Raw genomic sequence first — 15,796 nt, 5'->3', positions numbered from 1 at the left:
AAGAACCCGGGCCCGGCCCTGGCGCCCCGGTCTGCCGGGGCCGGGAGCAAGCCCGTACGGACAGGGTGTGCATCGGTGACACCCGTGTCGTAAGCCGGCGCTACCATGCGCCTCTTGTGTGTTGGCATTTTCATTTTTATTTTTAGAAGACAGGAGACAAGGATGAAAGACAACGACCTGCAGCGCCGCGACGTGCTGCGCGGTGCCGCTGCTGCGGCCGCCGCTCTGGCCTGTGGCAGCAGCTGGGCCCAGGCCTCGGCGTGGCCCAGCAAGCCGGTGACGCTGGTGGTGCCGTTCCCCGCAGGCGGGGGCACCGACGCCTTTGCCCGCCCCATGTCGGCGCAGTTCTCCAAGACCACGGGCAAGACCCTGGTCATCGACAACCGGGGCGGCGCCGGCGGCACCGTAGGCGCGAGCTTTGCGGCCAAGGGCGCGCCCGATGGCTACACCTTGTTCATGGGCGCGGTGCACCATGCCATCGCGCCATCGATGTACCCCAAGCTCGACTACGACATCGAGAAGGATTTCATCCCCCTGGCCCTGATGGCCAATGTGCCCCAGGTGCTGGTGGTCAACCCCAAGGCCGTGCCGGTGGCCAACTACCAGCAGTTCCTCGAACACGTCAAGCGCAACCCCGCCAAGCTCAACTACGGCTCGGCCGGTGCCGGCACCTCGCACCACCTGGCGGGCGAGCTGTTCAAGCAGCAGACCAAGACCTTCATCACCCATATTCCCTACCGCGGTGCGGGCCCGGCGCTGCAGGATCTGATCGCGGGCAACGTGGACATGATGTTCGACGGCCTGGGCTCGTCGGCCGCGCACATCAAGGGTGGCCGCATCAAGGCGCTGATGGTGGCCGGCACCAAGCGCAACCCGGCCTTCCCCGACGTGCCCTGCGCCGCCGAGGTGGGCCTGCCCGAGTACACCGTGACCACCTGGTACGGCCTGTGGGCGCCCAAGGGCACGCCGGCCGACATCCAGGCGCGCATTGTCGAAGAGGTCAAGCGCATCGGCACGGCCGACGAGATCAAGACCATCTGGGCCAGCAACGGCGCCGAGTACGGCTCCCTGACCCCGCAGCAGTTCGGCGCCATGGTGAGCAGCGAGGTCAAGCGCTGGGCGGCTGTGGTGAAAGCCTCGGGCGCCAAGCTCGACTGAAATGAAACACCCCCTGAGTCGCTTCGCGCCTTCCCCCTCTCTCGACTCGCTGCGCGATTCGGGAGGGGGACGCCCCCAGTGCGGCGGGGCGGCCCTTGCACGGGGGCGCTGGCTTTGGCCGCGCCAGTTTCGAGCAATGAACAAGTAAGAAGAAAGGCGATATGCAGGCAGCAGCAGTGTCCGCAGGGACATCAGCAACCAGGGCCGAAGTGGTCGTGGCGAGCGCGCCCGGCCCGGCCGGCGAGGCCGGCGTGGTGCAGGTCACGCTGCGCCATACCGGCCGGCTCAACGCCATGTCGCGCGCCATGTGGCAGCAGCTGCGCGCGGTGTTCAAGGACATCCAGCGCAGCCACGGGGCGCGCTGCGTACTGATCGAGGGCGACGGGCCGGCGTTCTGCGCGGGCGGCGACATCTCGGAGTACCCGGGCTTTCGCTTCGATGCGGCGGCGCTGCGCGAATTCCACGAGGGTGATGTCTGGGGTGGGCTGTCGGCCATGCTGGACTGCGACGTGCCCATCGTCGCCCACATCGCCGGCGCCTGCATGGGCGCGGGCGTGGAGATCGCCAGCTGCTGCGATGTGCGTGTGGCCCATGCGGGAGCGCGCTTTGGCGCGCCCATCGCGCGCCTGGGCTTTCCCATGGCGCCGCGCGAGGCGCAGTTGGTGGCCGGCGCCGTGGGCGAGGTCACCGCGCGCCAGATGCTGCTCGAAGCCGCCACTTTCAGTGCCGACGAGATGTTCGCGCGCGGCTTTCTGAGCCGCGTGGTGGCCGGGGATGCCCGTGCCGAGGCCCTGGCCAGCGCCTGCCGCATTGCCGCGCTGGCGCCCGGTGCCGCGCGCCTGAACAAGCAGACGCTGCGCGCGCTCAAGAGCGCACCGCCTGCCGACCACACGCCACCCGACCCCTATGCCTACGCGGACAGCGCCGAGCACCGCGAGGGCATCACCGCCTTTCTCGAAAAACGCCCACCGGCGTTCTGATGAATAACCCCGTCCTGTTGCCTACCCGGATGACCGCACCATGAGTTCCACCACCCAGCACAACCTGTTCAGCGCGCTGCGCGCTGCCTTCCCCGCAGACCTCGCCAGCACGGCCGTGGAGACCACCAGCGCCGACGGGCGGCCGCTGCTCTACAGCTGGAGCGACCTGGACCGCGCCAGCGCCCGCATGGCCAACCTGCTCGCCTCGCTCAAGCTGCCCGAGGGCAGCCGCGTGGCCGTGCAGGTCGAGAAATCGGTCGAGGCGATGCTGCTGTACCTGGCCACGCTGCGCGCGGGCTATGTGTTCCTGCCGCTCAACACGGCCTACCAGAGCGCCGAGATCGAGTACTTCATCGGCAATGCCGAACCCGCCGTGGTGGTCTGCACGCCCGGCAACTTCGGCTGGGTGAGCAAGATTGCTTTCACGCAGGGCACGCAGCATGTGTTCACCCTGGGCGACGACCGCACGGGCAGCCTGCTCGAGCGCGCCGCGCACCATGGCGACGAGCACACGCCCGTGCAGCGCCAAGCCGACGACCTGGCCGCCATCCTCTACACCAGCGGCACCACGGGGCGCAGCAAGGGCGCGATGCTCACGCATGGCAACCTGCAGTCCAACGCCGAAGTGCTCAAGGACTACTGGGGCTGGAAGAGCGGTGATGTGCTGATCCATGCGCTGCCCATCTTCCACGTGCACGGCCTGTTCGTGGCCATCCATGGCGCGCTGATCAATGGCAGCAAGATGATCTGGTTTTCCAAGTTCGACCCCAAGGCCGTGCTCGCCGCCATGCCGCGCGCCACGGTCTTCATGGGCGTGCCCACACTGTACGTGCGCCTGCTGGCCGAGGCTGGCCTGAACAAGGAGGCGGCGAAGAACATGCGCCTCTTCGTCGCAGGCTCCGCGCCGCTGCTGATCGAGACCTTCAATGCCTGGCAGCAACGCACCGGCCACACCATCCTGGAGCGCTATGGCATGAGCGAGACCATCATGCTCACCTCCAACCCCTACGCGGCCGATGCGCGCCACGCCGGCCAGACCGAGCGGCGCGGCGCCACCGTGGGCTTCCCCCTGCCGGGTGTGGGCCTGCGCGTGGTGGACGATGCGGGCAAGGCCCTGCCCGTGGGCGAGATCGGCAACATCCAGGTGCAGGGCCCCAACGTGTTCAAAGGCTACTGGCGCATGCCCGAGAAGACGGCCGAGGAATTCACTGCGGACGGCTGGTTCAAGACCGGCGACGTGGGCAAGGTCGATGAGCGCGACTACGTGAGCATCGTGGGCCGCAGCAAGGACCTGATCATCAGCGGCGGCTACAACGTCTACCCGGCCGAGATCGAGGGCTACATCAACGACATGCCCGGTGTGGCCGAGAGCGCCCTGGTCGGCGTGCCCCACCCGGACTTCGGCGAAGTGGGCGTGGCCGTGGTCATCGCCAAGCCCGGTGCGAAACTTGATGGCGAGGCCATCGTGGCATCGCTCAAGTCGCAGCTGGCCAATTTCAAGATTCCCAAGCGCTGCTTCGTGGCCGATGAGCTGCCGCGCAACACCATGGGCAAGGTGCAGAAGAACCTGCTGCGCGATCAGCACAAGGGCTTGTTTGCCTGACGGCCAAGCTGCCGCCTCGGATGATCGAAAAGGGCCTGCGGGCCCTTTCTTCGTTGGGGAATCGGCGCTCGGTCAGGGCGTCGCCAGTTCCATGGGATGCTGCCGCGCAAAGTCGATGAAGCTGCGCAGCGGCACGGGCACATAGCGCTGCTGCGGGTAGTAGAGGTAGGGCACGCCCAGCCCGGGTGCCCAGTCGGCCAGCACGCGCTCCAGCCGGCCGGCGGCCACGTCGGCCAGCACATAGCTTTCGTGCACATAGGCCAGGCCCGCGCCGTGCAGCGCGGCGTTCAAGGCAATGTGCGCATCGTTCACCGTGAGCGGGCCGCGCGGCACCACGCTGGCGGCCTCGCCATCGCGCGCAAAGTGCCAGGTGAACAGCGTGCCGCCCGGAAAGCGCCGCCGTATGCAGCGGTGCGTGGCCAGGTCGTGCGGCGTGGCGGGCCGCCCGTGTTCAGCGAAGTACGCGGGCGAGCCCACCACTGCATAGCGCTGCGGCGGGCCAATGGGCACGGCCACCGCGTCCTGCGCCAGATCGTCCGCAAAGCGCACGCCAGCATCGAAGCCGCCCTTGACGATGTCGGTCAGGGCCGCGTCGGCACTGATGTCCACGCCGATGTCCGGGTAGGCCTGCTGAAAGCGCGCCACCAGCGGTGCCAGCACAAAGTGCGCTATCGGCCCGGGCGCATTGAGCCGCAGGGTGCCAAAGGGCATGTCGCGGTAGCGGTTGAGCCGGTCCACCGCGTCGGCGATCTGCGCCAGGGCGGGTTCCAGTTGGGCAAACAGCTCCTTGCCCGCATCGCTGGGTGCCACGCTGCGCGTGGTGCGCTTGAGCAGCACCACGCCCAGTTGCGCCTCCAGCCGGCGCAGGTTCTGGCTCAGCAGCGAGGGCGTCACGCCCCGCTCCAGCGCCGCGCGGCGAAAGCTGCCATGCCGGGCCACGGCGGCAAAGACTTCGAGGTCGGCCAGGGGGATGCGGTCCATTGCGTAGCCGGGGTTCATTGTTTGTGAATGATTATGGGGCTATCGCTTGATAGTGGGCGCTTTTACAGTCGGCGGCAACGACCCATCAGGAGCCCTAACCATGCCAACTTTCCTGCGCACAGCCCGCTTGGCTGCCCTTGCCGGCTTGATCACACTGGTGCCTCCGGCATGGAGCCAGGGCGCACCCTCTGCCACCTGGACCACGGCCGCCCCGGCCGGTGTGGCGCGCCAGGAGCTGTACCCCGAGGTGCTGAACGGCAAGATCTATGTGGCCGGCGGCCTGCTCAGTCCCAACACGGGCTACTCGGCCCACTTCGAGGCCTACGACCCGGCCACTGACGCCTGGACGCGCCTGGCCACGCTGCCGCAGGCGCGCCACCACATGACGCTCACGGCCATCGGCGGCCAGCTCTATGGTGTGGGGGGCTTCACGGGCGGCTTCCCGGTCTGGCAGGCGCAGCCCACCATGTTCATCTACGACCCCGTGCGCAATGCTTGGCGCCCCGGCACCGACCTGGCTACGCCGCGTGCCGAGGGCATTGCCGCCGCGGTGGACGGCAAGCTCTACCTCATTGGCGGGCGCGTGCGCGCCACGCCTGCGGCCAGCCATTTCGACGAGCATGTGGACAGCACCCTCAACGAGGTGTTCGACCCCTTGCGCGCCCAGTGGTCAGCACGCGCACCCGCGCCCACGGCGCGCAACAGTGCGGCCTTCGGCGTCATCGGCGGCAAGGTCTATGTGGTGGGCGGGCGCCAGTATGGCAAGAACGCCGACGGCACGGCGCGCCAGGTCAACGTGCCCACGCTGGAGGTCTACGACCCCGCCACCGACACCTGGGCCACGCGCGCGCCCATGCCCCAGGCCCAGGGCGGCCTGGCCGCCACGGTGGCCGATGGAAAACTCTACGTGTTTGGCGGCGAGCAGTGGGTGCCCGAGCAAAAGGTGTTTGCCGGCAGCTGGGTCTACGACCCCGCCACCGACCGCTGGTCGGCCCTGCCGCCGCTGCCCACGCCGCGCCACGGCCTGGGTGCGTCCACCCTGGGCAACCGCATCCATGTGTTCGGCGGAGGCCTGCGCACGGGCGGCAATGCGGCCACGGCCGTGCACGAGGTGCTGGTGGTGGACGCCGGCAGCAAGCCCTGAGCTTCAGCCCACAGCGCGTTGCAGCGCGAGCTTCAGGTACTCGGCCACATGCCTGGCCGCGATGTCCTGCACCGCCGTCAGCTTGATATGGCGCCGCCCCTTGCCCTGGCCCTCCAGCACGCCATGCGGGTCGGGCAGGGCCGCGCCTTCGCTGAACTCCAGCGAGACATGCCGGGTGTATGAAAAGATGCCGCAGAAGGGTTGGGAGGCGGCGAACAGGATGCCGCCGTATTTCACCTCGTCGGTGATGGCAGCATCCAGCCCCAGCACGGCCTCGCGCAGGGCCTGGACCAGGGCGTAGCGGTCTGCATCGTGGGCGCGCAGGTCTTCGAGCAATTGGGCAACGCGGTCCGTGGTGGCTGGCGTCATGGTGTTTCGACAGGTGGCGGTGGGTGGGTCGGTGCGTGCATCGTGCCATGGGTGGCGGACGGTTTTTGTCAGCAGCCTGTCCTGGTCCGGCCCGTCAGCGCTTGCTCCAGGAGCGACGCCAGGCCCGATGGGGCCACCAGGTCCAGGCGTCCTTCGCCGAACTGTCGCGCAGCAGGCCCTTGTGCACAGCCGATTTCTCCGGTGCAGCAGGCTACCGCACCGGCGCCCTGAGCGGCAGGCTCAGCCCGAAGGTGTTGCCCTGCGGGCCGCTGGCGGCCTGCCAGGAGTATTCGGCACCGATGGCCAGTGCCCGGCTGCGCACGTTGGCCAGGCCCTTGCCCAGGCTGCGTTCGGACGGCTGCCCCTGCGGCGCGGGGCCGGCATAGGGCGTGCCATCGTCGCGCACCCAGACCACCACGAAGCCGGCCTGCGTGCCCGTGGCGATCTCGATGGTGCGCGCGCCGCTGTGCTTGACGATGTTGGTCAGCACCTCCTGCAGGATGCGCAGGATGTGCAGCGCGCTCTGCGGGTCCAGCCAGGGCAGGGGCGGCACGTCCTCCACGCGCCAGTGCAGTGCCAGCCCGGCGGCCTGCAGGCGTGGCCCCAGGCGAAAGCGCAGGGCCGCCAGCAGGCCCAGCAGGTCGGTATCGGCATGCTCGAGCGAGTCGATGGAGAGCTTGAGGTCTTCGATGCACTCGGTGAGCACGCGCGCCATGTCGGCCTCGGTGAGCTGGCTCTCCTGCGCCATGCGCAGGGCGCTGAGCAGCGAGGAGCCGATGCCGTCGTGCATCTCCTGCATCAGGCGGCGGCGCTCGGCGTCCAGCGTCTGCTGGCGCTCCAGCGCGCTCAGCTGCTGGTAGCTGGCGGCCAGTTCGGCCTCGCGCTGCGACAGGCGGCGCTCCAGCTCGGCGTTGGCCACTTCCACGGCGCGGATGGCCCCGACGTACTTGCGGTAGCCGATGGCCAGGAAGGTGGCCAGCGCGCCGATGGAGGTGTAGGGGGCCAGATAGGCGTGGCCCATGTCCAGTACATAGTTCTGCAGCAGCAGATCGTGCACGCCGGTGGGGATGAACAGCAGCATCCACACGGCCAGCAGCCGGCCTTCCAGCGTGCCTGCGCTCCAGGCCACGCGGCTGCCAGAGACCACGGCGACGGCCAGCATGAGCAGTGCCACTGCCGTGGCCAGGGGGAGCATGGCATCGACCTGCAGCAACCACGGCAGGGGCAGGGTGGCGACCGAGGTGAGCGACTGCAGTACGGCCATGCCGCGTTCCAGTCGGGGCCGGCGCTGGCCATGGATGCGCAGGATGAACAGGTAGATGAAGACCATGGACCAGCCCAGCGCATTCAGCGTGAGCCAGCCGAACCAGGCCTCGGGCAGCAGCAGCGGCAGGTCGCCCAGCGTGAAATGCACGGTGCGCAGGCCATGCGCCAGTGAGGCGGCAAAGAACAGCAGGTAGGGTGTGTCGTGCCGGCGCACGCACCAGACGGCCAGCGCCATCAGCCCGAGGGCCAGGTACACCGCGGAGACAATGGCCAGCAGGTCCACCTGCATCCAGGTGCGCAGCCGGTAGGAGGGGAGCAGTTCGGGAACCGGGCCCATCCAGGCCGCCGACAGGGCCCCGCCGACCCCGGGCTGGCTCGCCATGCGCAGCAGCACCTCGCGGGGGCCGGGCGTGTCGGGCGCCATGGCTGGCAGCTGTACCCACAGCGGCCGGTTGAAGCTGTTCCAGACCCGGCTGCCGCCCTGTTCACCCGTGCCGTGGACCAGGCGGCCGTCCACATACACGGCGACGTTGCCGATGGTCTGCCAGCGTGGCAGGTACAGGGCCAGTGCGGTGCCGCCCGGTGCCTGCAGGGCGTCCGGCACGGGCAGCCGGTACCACACCACCTGCGGCTGGGCCGCGAGCGACTCGCCAGGCTCTGCGATCGAGCGCGGCCGTGCGTGCGGCAGTGCGACGGATTCGCCAGCCGTGACGTCCAGATCGTCGCGCGGTACCGTGGCCGGAGCCTCCCATCCCGCCCCAGGCTGCTGGAACAGTACCGATTCTCCGATGCGCAGATGGCGCTGCTCCGCGTGGGCCTGTGCCGGAGCCACGGCGAGCAGCAGCCACAGGGCCAGCCAGAGCACCAGTGCCACGGCCAGCATCCAGGGCCGCAAGCCCTTCGTCGAGGGCCGCGCCCTGCGGTCAACACTATTGCGGCAGGATGCCATGCCGCTGCGCCTCCAGGATGGCCTCTGCCCGGGTGTTCACTTCCAGCTTGGCGTAGATGCGCCGCACGAAGGTCAGCACGGTGCTGGGCGATATGCCCAGCGCGGCAGCCGTTTCCTCGGCGGTGAAGCCTTTGCTCACGCGCAGCAGAACTTCATGCTCGCGCGGTGACAGGGTGACCGTGGGGCGCTGCGGCGGCGTCGTCCGTTCCGAAGGGGGATGGGCTCCTGGCTCCCGCGGCGCTTGCCGCAGGGCCGTGCGCGCCAGGATCTTGCGCGCCACCATCGGGCTGATGGGGCTGCCGCCGGCGTGCACACTGCGGATCTCGTCCACCAGGCCGGGCGCGCTCGCATCCTTGAGCAGGTAGCCCATGGCGCCGGCCTCGATGGACGGCAGCACATGCATTTCGTCGCCGAAGATGGTGCTCACCAGCACGCTGCAGTCGGGCCATTGGCGGCGCGCAGCGGTGATCACATCCAGGCCCGAGCCGTCGGGCAGGCCCAGGTCCACCAGCAGCACGTCCAGCGGCGCGCGCGGCAGCAGCGCAAGCGCCTGCTCGCGGCTGGCGGCCTGCAGCACCAGCTGCATGTCGGCCTGGTCTGCGATCGCGCGTTCCAGGATGGCCCGGGTCTTGGCGTCGTCCTCCACCAGGCCCACGCGGATGGTGGTTGTGGGCAGGGGCAAGGGGGCGGCTTCGGGGGCAGCAGGCATGGCCGCAATTATGGCCAGCGGGGCGGCGCTGTCTGTCCTCAGTTCTGGGGACATACAAGCGGGGCCGAAAAACCTAGCATCCCGGCCACATCGCATTTGCCATGCCTTGCAGGGCAGGCAGAAATGCCGCTTGCAGACATTGTTCAGAGAAGGTGAGAACCGCCATGAAACGCCTTTTGCCTTGCCACCGGTGGGCCCGCACATGCCGCCCCCTGTTGTGGGTGTTGCCCCTGCTTGGGTGGATGGGCGCAGTACATGCGGCCGGTGTGTGCCAGGTGGCGCCAGGCGGCACGGGCGACGGCAGCAGCTGGGCCCAGGCGGCGTCGCTGCAGGGCGCGCTGGCCGATGCGGCCTGCTCGGAGATCTGGGTGAAGCAGGGTACCTACCAGCCCACGGCGGGCACCGACCGCAGCGTGGGCTTTGCGATCAACCGGCCGCTCAAGCTCTATGGCGGCTTTGCCGGCACCGAGGCGGCGCTGGCCCAGCGCAGCAGCGATGCCAGCCTGACGGTGCTGTCGGGGGACATCGGCGTGGCCGGCGATGCCGCGGACAACAGTTTGCACGTGGTGGTGATTGGCGGCCTGGGCTCGGATGGCAATGGCACCTATACCAGCAGCAATACAGCCATCGATGGCTTGAGCATCCGTGATGGCAGGGCAGACCAGGCCACTTCCGAGCGCGACAAGGGCGGGGGGCTGTACTGCAATGGGTGGGGTACCGGCAAGCAGTGTGGCCCCGCCATCACCAATGTGGTTTTTCGCGACAACTCGGCCAGCGATGTGGGCGGGGCCATCTACCTGACGGGGTCGGGCAGCCTGGACATTGCGAAGTCCTCCTTCCTGTCCAACACGGCGCGCCATGGTGGCGCGATTCGCGTGGCAGGCCGGGGCATTGTGGGCAGCAATGCCACCGCCATCGCGCAGTCCACCTTCTCGGGGAACTCGGCCTCCCAGCAGGGCGGTGCGCTGTACCTTTCGGGCGACGCTTTTGCGGTCACGCAGTCCACTTTCACCGCCAACAGCGCCCAGTGGGGGAGTGCGGCCGTGGTGGTCAACGACAGTGCAAGCCTCAGCGGCAGGTTCGGGCAGTCCACTTTCAGTGGAAATGCGGCCAGTGACCGGGCCACGATCCGTGTGCTCGGTGTGGGCCCCATCGCGTTTGCCCAACTGAGCTTCAGTGCCAATGCATCGCAGTGGCAGGGGGCGGCCATCTACATTGATGCCGGCAACAGCCACTCCATCGAGTCTTCCATCTTCGGCAAGGGGGGCGCTTCATCCCAGCCCCAGGTCTTCGCCAAGATGGGCGCTGCGGTCCCTGTCCAGCGCAGCATCGTGGAAGGGGGCTGCCCGACCCGCGTGACCTGCACGGACACCATCGACGCCGATCCCGTGCTGCAGCCCCTGGCCGACAACGGCGGCAGCACACACACCATGCTGCCGGGCGCGGGCAGCCCGGCCATCGACGTGGCGGACTCCTGCTCCGCCCAGACCACCGACCAGCGCGGCCTGGCGCGCAATGTGCACGGCGCCTGCGATCTCGGCGCGGTCGAGCTGCAACCGCCTGGCGCGCCCACAGCGGTCGCGGCCACGGCTGGCACGGAGCGGGCCAGCGTGTCCTGGACCGCCCCTGCCAGCGACAGCGCCATCACCGGCTACACGGTGGCCGCCGTCGAGGACGGCACCAAGACCTGCACCGTCGGCACCGGCAGCCCGGTTGCCACAAACTGCACGGTGACGGGCCTGGCCAGCGGCCGGGCCTATACCTTCACCGTGGTGGCGTCGAGCGCCCAGGGGGCGGGTGCAGTCTCTGTGGCCAGTGCCGCGGTCACGCCCACGGCCGCGGCGGTCGATCCGCTGCCTCCGTCCCCCAGCCTGCCCGTGACCGGCCCCGGCACCACGACCATCACCGACCCCACCGTGCCCGTGGTGGTGGGCCCGGGCGCCGGTGGCGGCACCATCGTCGTTCCGGGCACGGGCGCCACACCGGTCACGTTGCAGGTCACGATCAACGGCCAGGCATTGCAGGTGCAGGCCAACCCGGGCACGCAGCTGCGCGTGGCCCAGGTCAATGGCCAGAGCGTGCTGGTGCTGGTGGTGCTGCAGGGCTGGGCGTCCATGACCGCCAGCGCTGAAGGCCAGCCCATGGCGCTGGCGGGAGACGTATTGCTCAGCGCAGGCCGCGCCGGTACGGCCATAGAGGCCGAGCCGCTTACGGTGGCCGTGCTCACGGGGGCCCTGGTGCCGCCCCAGGGCAGCCTGCCGCAGGTGGGACGCATGGGGCTGCTGGCGGGTGAGAGGCTGCAGGTCAACGCGCAAGGGGCCGTGGTCTCCATCACACTGGGTTCGCTGAAAGGCGATGCTTCGCTGCCCGGCGATCCGATGGTGTTCGCCAACCTGCCGGCCTCGATCACGGTGGACGGCAAGGCGTTTGCCCGCCTGAGCGGCCCGCTGGCGCGCCTGTCTGGCGTGAACCTGGCCCAGGGGCTGGAAACCACCGCTTCGGGCGTGGTGCTGGTGCGCGACGGGGGCCAGGTGTTCCAGTTGCTGCCCGCCATGCCCATCACCATCGACGCGACGCAGCCCGACGGCCTGGCCTTCACCGCCCCGGGCCTGCTGCGCTGGGTGCGTGGCGGGGTGGTGGTGCAGTTTGCGCCCGCGGTGGCGGATCTGGCCGGCCTGGCGGGTGCCGTCACGGCGCTGCTGCCCGATGCGCAGACCAGGCTGGGTGCCGAGGGCGTCATCCAGCTGCGCACCGGTGGCCGCACCTACGTGCTCAGACCCGGCTGGACCGGTGCGGGACCGGCGGCAGGCTCACCCCGGATCGGTGTGGACGAACAAGGCCACATCTTCTTCCAGGCAGGGGCCGGCCCCCGGCAGTTGCTGTTGCCGGCACTGCTCAATGCCACCCAGGCCCAGGCGATTTTCCAGGCGGCCATCCCGGGCGCCGGGCTGACGGTGCAAACCGCATCCAGCGAGGGCGCCTTCACGGTGACCCTGGGTGGGCAGACCTGGCGGCTGGTGCCGCAGTGGGTGCTGCCGGAGGGCAGTGCGGCGCAGGTGCCCGCACCGGCTGCGAACTGGTGGCTGGGTGGCGATGGGCTGTTGTACCTGAAGCTGGGCAGCCAGGTGCAGGGCGTGCGCGTGGCGCCTTGAAGGGGCAGGGCCTTGCGCCGCCATGGGTGGCTTCCCGGGTACAACCCGGAGCGCCTGAACGCCCTCTGGCCCATGCCGGCGGCCTGTCCTTGTCACAAGTTCTGGGGACATACAGAACCGCTGGCGCTCGGTAGCATGCAGGCATTGCCATGAATCCACTTCCTGTCCTGCGACGCCTGCTGCCCCGCCTGCAACGCCAGCTGTTGGCGCTGTCGGGTGACATGCGCCGGTTTTGGCTGCTGTTTCTGCTCTGGGCGCTGGCCATGGCCGCTTCCCTGCTGGCCGGGCCGGTGGGGAGCCTGCAGGATGCGGCGCTGCCCGGCTTCAGCCCGCCCGCGCATAGCGCCCCGGCGCCAGCCCCACGTGGCGGCTGAAGGCCGTGCTGAAGGTGCTGGCCGAGCCATAGCCCACGCGCTCGGCCACCTCGGCAATGGCCAGGCCCTGCTCACGCAGCAGGCCCTTGGCCAGGGCCATGCGCCAGGCCAGCAGGTATTCCATGGGCGGCATGCCCACGGCGCGCGCAAAGCGCTCGTAGAAGGCTGAGCGCGACAGGGCGGCCGTCTGCGCCAGCTGTGCCATGGTCCAGGGGCGGGCCGGGCTGGCGTGCATGTGGCGCATGGCCTCGCGGATGCGCACATCGGCCAGGCCGCGCAGCAGCCCGGGCGGGGTCTCGTCCCCGGTGGAGCTTGAGCGCAGCGCCTCGATCAGCAGCAGCTCCACCAGGCGCGCCAGCACCAGCTCGCGGCCCGGGCGGTCCGCCGCCGATTCCTGGCTGACCAGTTGCACCAGTGCCTGCAGGTGCTCGACCCCGCGCACATGCATCAGCGCCGGCAGCAGCGAGACCAGCAGGGCCGCATCGGGCGAGCCGAAGACGAAGTAGCCGCCCAGCAGGCGCACATCGGGCGGGCCGTCGGGGTCGCCATGGCGCAGCTCGGTGGTGGGCGCGGGTGCCGTCTTCGGGTCGATGAAACGCGGTGCCGCCGGTTCGGCCCCGCACATGGTGAAACCCGGCGTGGCGGGCAGCAGCACGAAATCGCCTGCCATGAGGGTGATGGCGTCTTGTCCGTCCACCGCCAGTTGGCAGCTGCCCTGCAGCACCACGCAAAAGCTCGGGTGCCCGAAATCTGCATAGCGCACGGCCCAGCGGCCGGCACCGCTGATTGCTTTGGAGAACACGGCGCGGGGTTGCAGGAGGGCAATGACTTCGGCAAGAGGATCGTTCATGGATGGACGATTGCAAACAAAAACAGGATTTTCCATTGTGGATGGTCCGGTCATTGGTCCCTATCGTGGAGGCCTTGTCAACCCACCCTTTGCTTTTCTTCAAGGAAACCACCACCATGACCTCCACCGTTCTCATCACCGGCTGCTCCTCCGGCTACGGCCTCGAAACCGCGCGCCACTTCCATGCCCAGGGCTGGAACGTGGTGGCCACCATGCGCAGCCCGCGCGCCGACCTGCTGCCCGGTGGCGAGCGCATGCGCGTGCTGCCGCTCGATGTGACGCGCGCCGACAGCATTGCCGCCGTGCTGGCCGCGGCCGGGCCCATCGATGTGCTCGTGAACAATGCCGGCATTGGCCTGCTGGGCGCCTTCGAGGCCACGCCCATGGCGACCACGCGCGAACTGTTCGAGACCAATACCTTCGGCGTGATGGCCATGGCCCAGGCCGTGCTGCCCCAGATGCGTGCGCGCCGAGCCGGCACCATCGTGAACGTCACTTCCAGCGCCACGCTGGCGCCCATGCCGCTGGTGGCGGTGTACACCGCGAGCAAGACGGCCATCGAGGGCTTCACGGCCTCGCTGGCCCATGAACTCGAAGCCTTCAACGTGCGCGTGAAGCTGGTGCAGCCGGGCTATGCGCCGACCACCCGCTTCACGGCCAACGGCAGCGAGCGCATGGCGGGCCTGATTCCCGAGGCCTACATGCCCTACGCACAAAGCGTGTTCGCGTCGCTCGGGCAGATCGGTGCCGTGACACGGGAGACCGATGTGGCCGAGGCCGTATGGCAGGCCGCCACGGACGCAGGAGCGCAACTGCGCTTTCCCGCAGGGGCCGATGCCGTGGCGCTGGCCCGCGCGCAGGCACGCTAAGGGCGGCAGGCGACCGCTCTCTGTGGCTCGGTGCTCTGGCCGTTTGTGGCACCATGCGCCGCGGGCCGGAGAGAGAGGTTGATGAGGCCGCCCGCTAACAAAGACACAACGGGGGGCAAAAAAGATGGCAAAAACCAAACCAGCGCTGCTGGCTGCACTGTGCCTTGCATCCGGTGCGGCACACGCGTCGGACATGGGGGCTCTGGCCTACATGCTGGGCGTTCAGCTCATCTACCTGGCATGGCCACTGCTGCTGCCGGCCTTCTTCATCCGTAGCTACCCGCCGGGTGCCAGGTCCTATGCCATCCTGGTGGGGCTGGTCTATGCCGTCATCGGTTTTGTGCGCCTGCCGTTTTCCATCGTTGGCATGGTGGCGCCCTGGCTGGAAGTTGCCTTCCTGGGCATGGTGCTGGTCTTTGGCGAGCAACTGGTGGCGCTGGTGCTGTCGGCGCTTGCCGTCCGCAAGTATGGCAAGGCGCTGGTCGGGGCCCTGCTGGCGCCCCGGGGGGCGGACTGACACATCGGCAGCTGCCTGCCGCGTCGCGCTCCAGTCGTGCAAGCGGGTGCGGAGCGTGTAGCCGATCTACAGGCAAATGCCAGGGCCGCTACACGCTGCGGCGTGTCCCGGGTGCTATTCTTTGATGGAACATTTTCGATCCGCAAGCACCTTCTGGAGAACCCAACATGGCAGTAGAAAAAGTAGCCCTCGTCACCGCCGGTGGCAGCGGCATGGGCGCCGCTGCGGCGCGCAAGCTGGCGGCAGACGGTTACCGCGTGGGCATCCTGTCCTCGTCGGGCAAGGGCGAGGCGCTGGCCGCCGAGCTGGGCGGCCTGGGCGTGACGGGTTCCAACCAGTCGGTGGACGATCTCGCCCGGCTGGTGGACCAGGCCGTGGCGCGCTGGGGCCGGGTGGATGTTTTGGTCAACAGCGCCGGCCATGGCCCGCGCGCCCCGGTGCTGGACCTGACGGACGAGCAATGGCACACCGGCATGGACGTGTACCTGCTCAATGTGATCCGTCCCACGCGCTTGGTCGTACCCCACATGCAAAAGCAGGGCGGGGGCAGCATCATCAACATCTCCACCGCCTGGGCCTTTGAGCCGAGCGCGATGTTCCCGACCTCGGCTGTGTTCCGTGCCGGGCTGGCGGCCTTCACCAAGCTGTTCACCGACACCTATGCCAAGGACAACATCCGCATGAACAATGTGCTGCCGGGCTGGATCGACAGCCTGCCCGAGACCGAGGCGCGGCGCGAGACCGTGCCCCTGGGGCGCTATGGCAAGAGCAGCGAAATCGCGGCAACCATCGCCTTCCTGGCGTCGGAAGGCGGGGCTTACATCGCCGGCCAGAACCTGCGTGTCGATGGCGGGCTGATGCGCTCCGTCTGATAC

Annotated in this window: 14 protein-coding genes; 9 read left to right on the top strand and 5 right to left on the bottom strand. The window is 69.0% G+C overall.

From position 1 onward, the window contains the following. The first annotated feature begins 162 nt into the window (after positions 1-162). The 3 genes from HNP48_RS30220 to HNP48_RS30210 all read left to right on the top strand — a co-directional run bounded on the left by HNP48_RS30220 (position 163) and on the right by HNP48_RS30210 (position 3,741). Entirely contained in the window at positions 163-1,158 is a 996-nt protein-coding gene (locus tag HNP48_RS30220; protein WP_184864331.1) for a tripartite tricarboxylate transporter substrate binding protein, read from the top strand. A 161-nt stretch (positions 1,159-1,319) separates the two neighbouring features. Next, positions 1,320-2,138 (top strand): enoyl-CoA hydratase/isomerase family protein, encoded by an 819-nt coding sequence (locus HNP48_RS30215; RefSeq protein ID WP_221480405.1) that lies wholly within the window; start codon positions 1,320-1,322, stop codon positions 2,136-2,138. 40 nt (positions 2,139-2,178) lie between these two features. After that, positions 2,179-3,741, top strand: a complete 1,563-nt coding sequence (locus HNP48_RS30210) for a malonyl-CoA synthase (RefSeq protein WP_184864327.1) — start codon at positions 2,179-2,181, stop codon at positions 3,739-3,741. A 72-nt stretch (positions 3,742-3,813) separates the two neighbouring features. Here the strand turns inward: HNP48_RS30210 and HNP48_RS30205 are convergent, their stop codons facing one another. Next, the gene (locus HNP48_RS30205) at positions 3,814-4,722 is read right to left on the bottom strand and encodes a LysR family transcriptional regulator (RefSeq protein WP_184864324.1); all 909 of its coding nucleotides are present in this window, start codon (positions 4,720-4,722) and stop codon (positions 3,814-3,816) included. 100 nt (positions 4,723-4,822) lie between these two features. On the opposite strand from HNP48_RS30205, the gene HNP48_RS30200 reads away from it, so the two are divergent. Then, positions 4,823-5,866 (top strand): kelch repeat-containing protein, encoded by a 1,044-nt coding sequence (locus HNP48_RS30200; RefSeq protein ID WP_184864322.1) that lies wholly within the window; start codon positions 4,823-4,825, stop codon positions 5,864-5,866. A 3-nt stretch (positions 5,867-5,869) separates the two neighbouring features. Here HNP48_RS30200 and HNP48_RS30195 read toward each other — a convergent pair whose 3' ends face one another. From HNP48_RS30195 to HNP48_RS30185, 3 genes are all read right to left on the bottom strand, one after another. After that, complete coding sequence (locus HNP48_RS30195) at positions 5,870-6,235, bottom strand: DUF1801 domain-containing protein (protein ID WP_184864320.1); 366 nt, start codon at positions 6,233-6,235, stop codon at positions 5,870-5,872. A 211-nt stretch (positions 6,236-6,446) separates the two neighbouring features. Beyond that, complete coding sequence (locus HNP48_RS30190; protein ID WP_221480404.1) at positions 6,447-8,375, bottom strand: 7TM diverse intracellular signaling domain-containing protein; 1,929 nt, start codon at positions 8,373-8,375, stop codon at positions 6,447-6,449. A 55-nt stretch (positions 8,376-8,430) separates the two neighbouring features. Further along, positions 8,431-9,159: a response regulator transcription factor gene (locus HNP48_RS30185; RefSeq protein ID WP_184864315.1), complete on the bottom strand. Its 729-nt coding sequence runs from the start codon at positions 9,157-9,159 to the stop codon at positions 8,431-8,433. Positions 9,160-9,401: 242 nt separating this feature from the next. Between HNP48_RS30185 and HNP48_RS35230 the strand changes: the two genes are divergently transcribed. Together HNP48_RS35230 and HNP48_RS30175 are read left to right on the top strand one after the other, a co-directional pair. Further along, a complete protein-coding gene (locus HNP48_RS35230) occupies positions 9,402-12,311 on the top strand; it encodes a fibronectin type III domain-containing protein (protein WP_221480403.1) in 2,910 nt (969 codons plus the stop codon). A 149-nt stretch (positions 12,312-12,460) separates the two neighbouring features. After that, positions 12,461-12,685, top strand: coding sequence for a hypothetical protein (locus tag HNP48_RS30175; protein WP_184864314.1), 225 nt, complete (start codon positions 12,461-12,463; stop codon positions 12,683-12,685). Here the strand turns inward: HNP48_RS30175 and HNP48_RS30170 are convergent. Next, on the bottom strand, positions 12,636-13,535 hold the full coding sequence (locus HNP48_RS30170; protein WP_184864313.1) for an AraC family transcriptional regulator: 900 nt from the start codon (positions 13,533-13,535) through the stop codon (positions 12,636-12,638). The two genes, HNP48_RS30175 and HNP48_RS30170, sit on opposite strands and share 50 nt — an antisense overlap. Positions 13,536-13,651: 116 nt before the next feature. Between HNP48_RS30170 and HNP48_RS30165 the strand changes: the two genes are divergently transcribed. The 3 genes from HNP48_RS30165 (at position 13,652) to HNP48_RS30155 (ending at position 15,793) form a co-directional block, all read left to right on the top strand. Beyond that, a complete protein-coding gene (locus tag HNP48_RS30165) occupies positions 13,652-14,404 on the top strand; it encodes an SDR family oxidoreductase (protein ID WP_184864310.1) in 753 nt (250 codons plus the stop codon). Positions 14,405-14,528: 124 nt separating this feature from the next. Beyond that, positions 14,529-14,921, top strand: a complete 393-nt coding sequence (locus tag HNP48_RS30160; RefSeq protein ID WP_184864308.1) for a hypothetical protein — start codon at positions 14,529-14,531, stop codon at positions 14,919-14,921. Positions 14,922-15,088: 167 nt separating this feature from the next. After that, positions 15,089-15,793, top strand: coding sequence for an SDR family oxidoreductase (locus HNP48_RS30155; protein ID WP_184864306.1), 705 nt, complete (start codon positions 15,089-15,091; stop codon positions 15,791-15,793). Positions 15,794-15,796: the final 3 nt, after the last annotated feature.

The sequence above is a fragment of the Acidovorax soli genome (genome assembly GCF_014207955.1).
Taxonomy (GTDB): domain Bacteria; phylum Pseudomonadota; class Gammaproteobacteria; order Burkholderiales; family Burkholderiaceae_C; genus Acidovorax; species Acidovorax soli_A.
Note: the sequence above shows the minus strand (reverse complement) of the source record. Positions and strands in the feature narration are given on the sequence as shown.

Excerpts from the sequence above, each read along its gene's own strand:
- HNP48_RS30160 (WP_184864308.1), top strand. The coding sequence starts at position 14,529 with ATGGCAAAAACCAAACCAGCGCTGCTGGCTGCACTGTGCCTTGCATCC.
- HNP48_RS30200 (WP_184864322.1), top strand. The coding sequence starts at position 4,823 with ATGCCAACTTTCCTGCGCACAGCCCGCTTGGCTGCCCTTGCCGGCTTG.
- HNP48_RS35230 (WP_221480403.1), top strand. The coding sequence starts at position 9,402 with ATGGGCGCAGTACATGCGGCCGGTGTGTGCCAGGTGGCGCCAGGCGGC.
- HNP48_RS30220 (WP_184864331.1), top strand. The coding sequence starts at position 163 with ATGAAAGACAACGACCTGCAGCGCCGCGACGTGCTGCGCGGTGCCGCT.
- HNP48_RS30170 (WP_184864313.1), bottom strand. The coding sequence starts at position 13,535 with ATGAACGATCCTCTTGCCGAAGTCATTGCCCTCCTGCAACCCCGCGCC.
- HNP48_RS30175 (WP_184864314.1), top strand. The coding sequence starts at position 12,461 with ATGAATCCACTTCCTGTCCTGCGACGCCTGCTGCCCCGCCTGCAACGC.
- HNP48_RS30195 (WP_184864320.1), bottom strand. The coding sequence starts at position 6,235 with ATGACGCCAGCCACCACGGACCGCGTTGCCCAATTGCTCGAAGACCTG.
- HNP48_RS30205 (WP_184864324.1), bottom strand. The coding sequence starts at position 4,722 with ATGGACCGCATCCCCCTGGCCGACCTCGAAGTCTTTGCCGCCGTGGCC.
- HNP48_RS30210 (WP_184864327.1), top strand. The coding sequence starts at position 2,179 with ATGAGTTCCACCACCCAGCACAACCTGTTCAGCGCGCTGCGCGCTGCC.
- HNP48_RS30165 (WP_184864310.1), top strand. The coding sequence starts at position 13,652 with ATGACCTCCACCGTTCTCATCACCGGCTGCTCCTCCGGCTACGGCCTC.
- HNP48_RS30185 (WP_184864315.1), bottom strand. The coding sequence starts at position 9,159 with ATGCCTGCTGCCCCCGAAGCCGCCCCCTTGCCCCTGCCCACAACCACC.
- HNP48_RS30155 (WP_184864306.1), top strand. The coding sequence starts at position 15,089 with ATGGCAGTAGAAAAAGTAGCCCTCGTCACCGCCGGTGGCAGCGGCATG.
- HNP48_RS30215 (WP_221480405.1), top strand. The coding sequence starts at position 1,320 with ATGCAGGCAGCAGCAGTGTCCGCAGGGACATCAGCAACCAGGGCCGAA.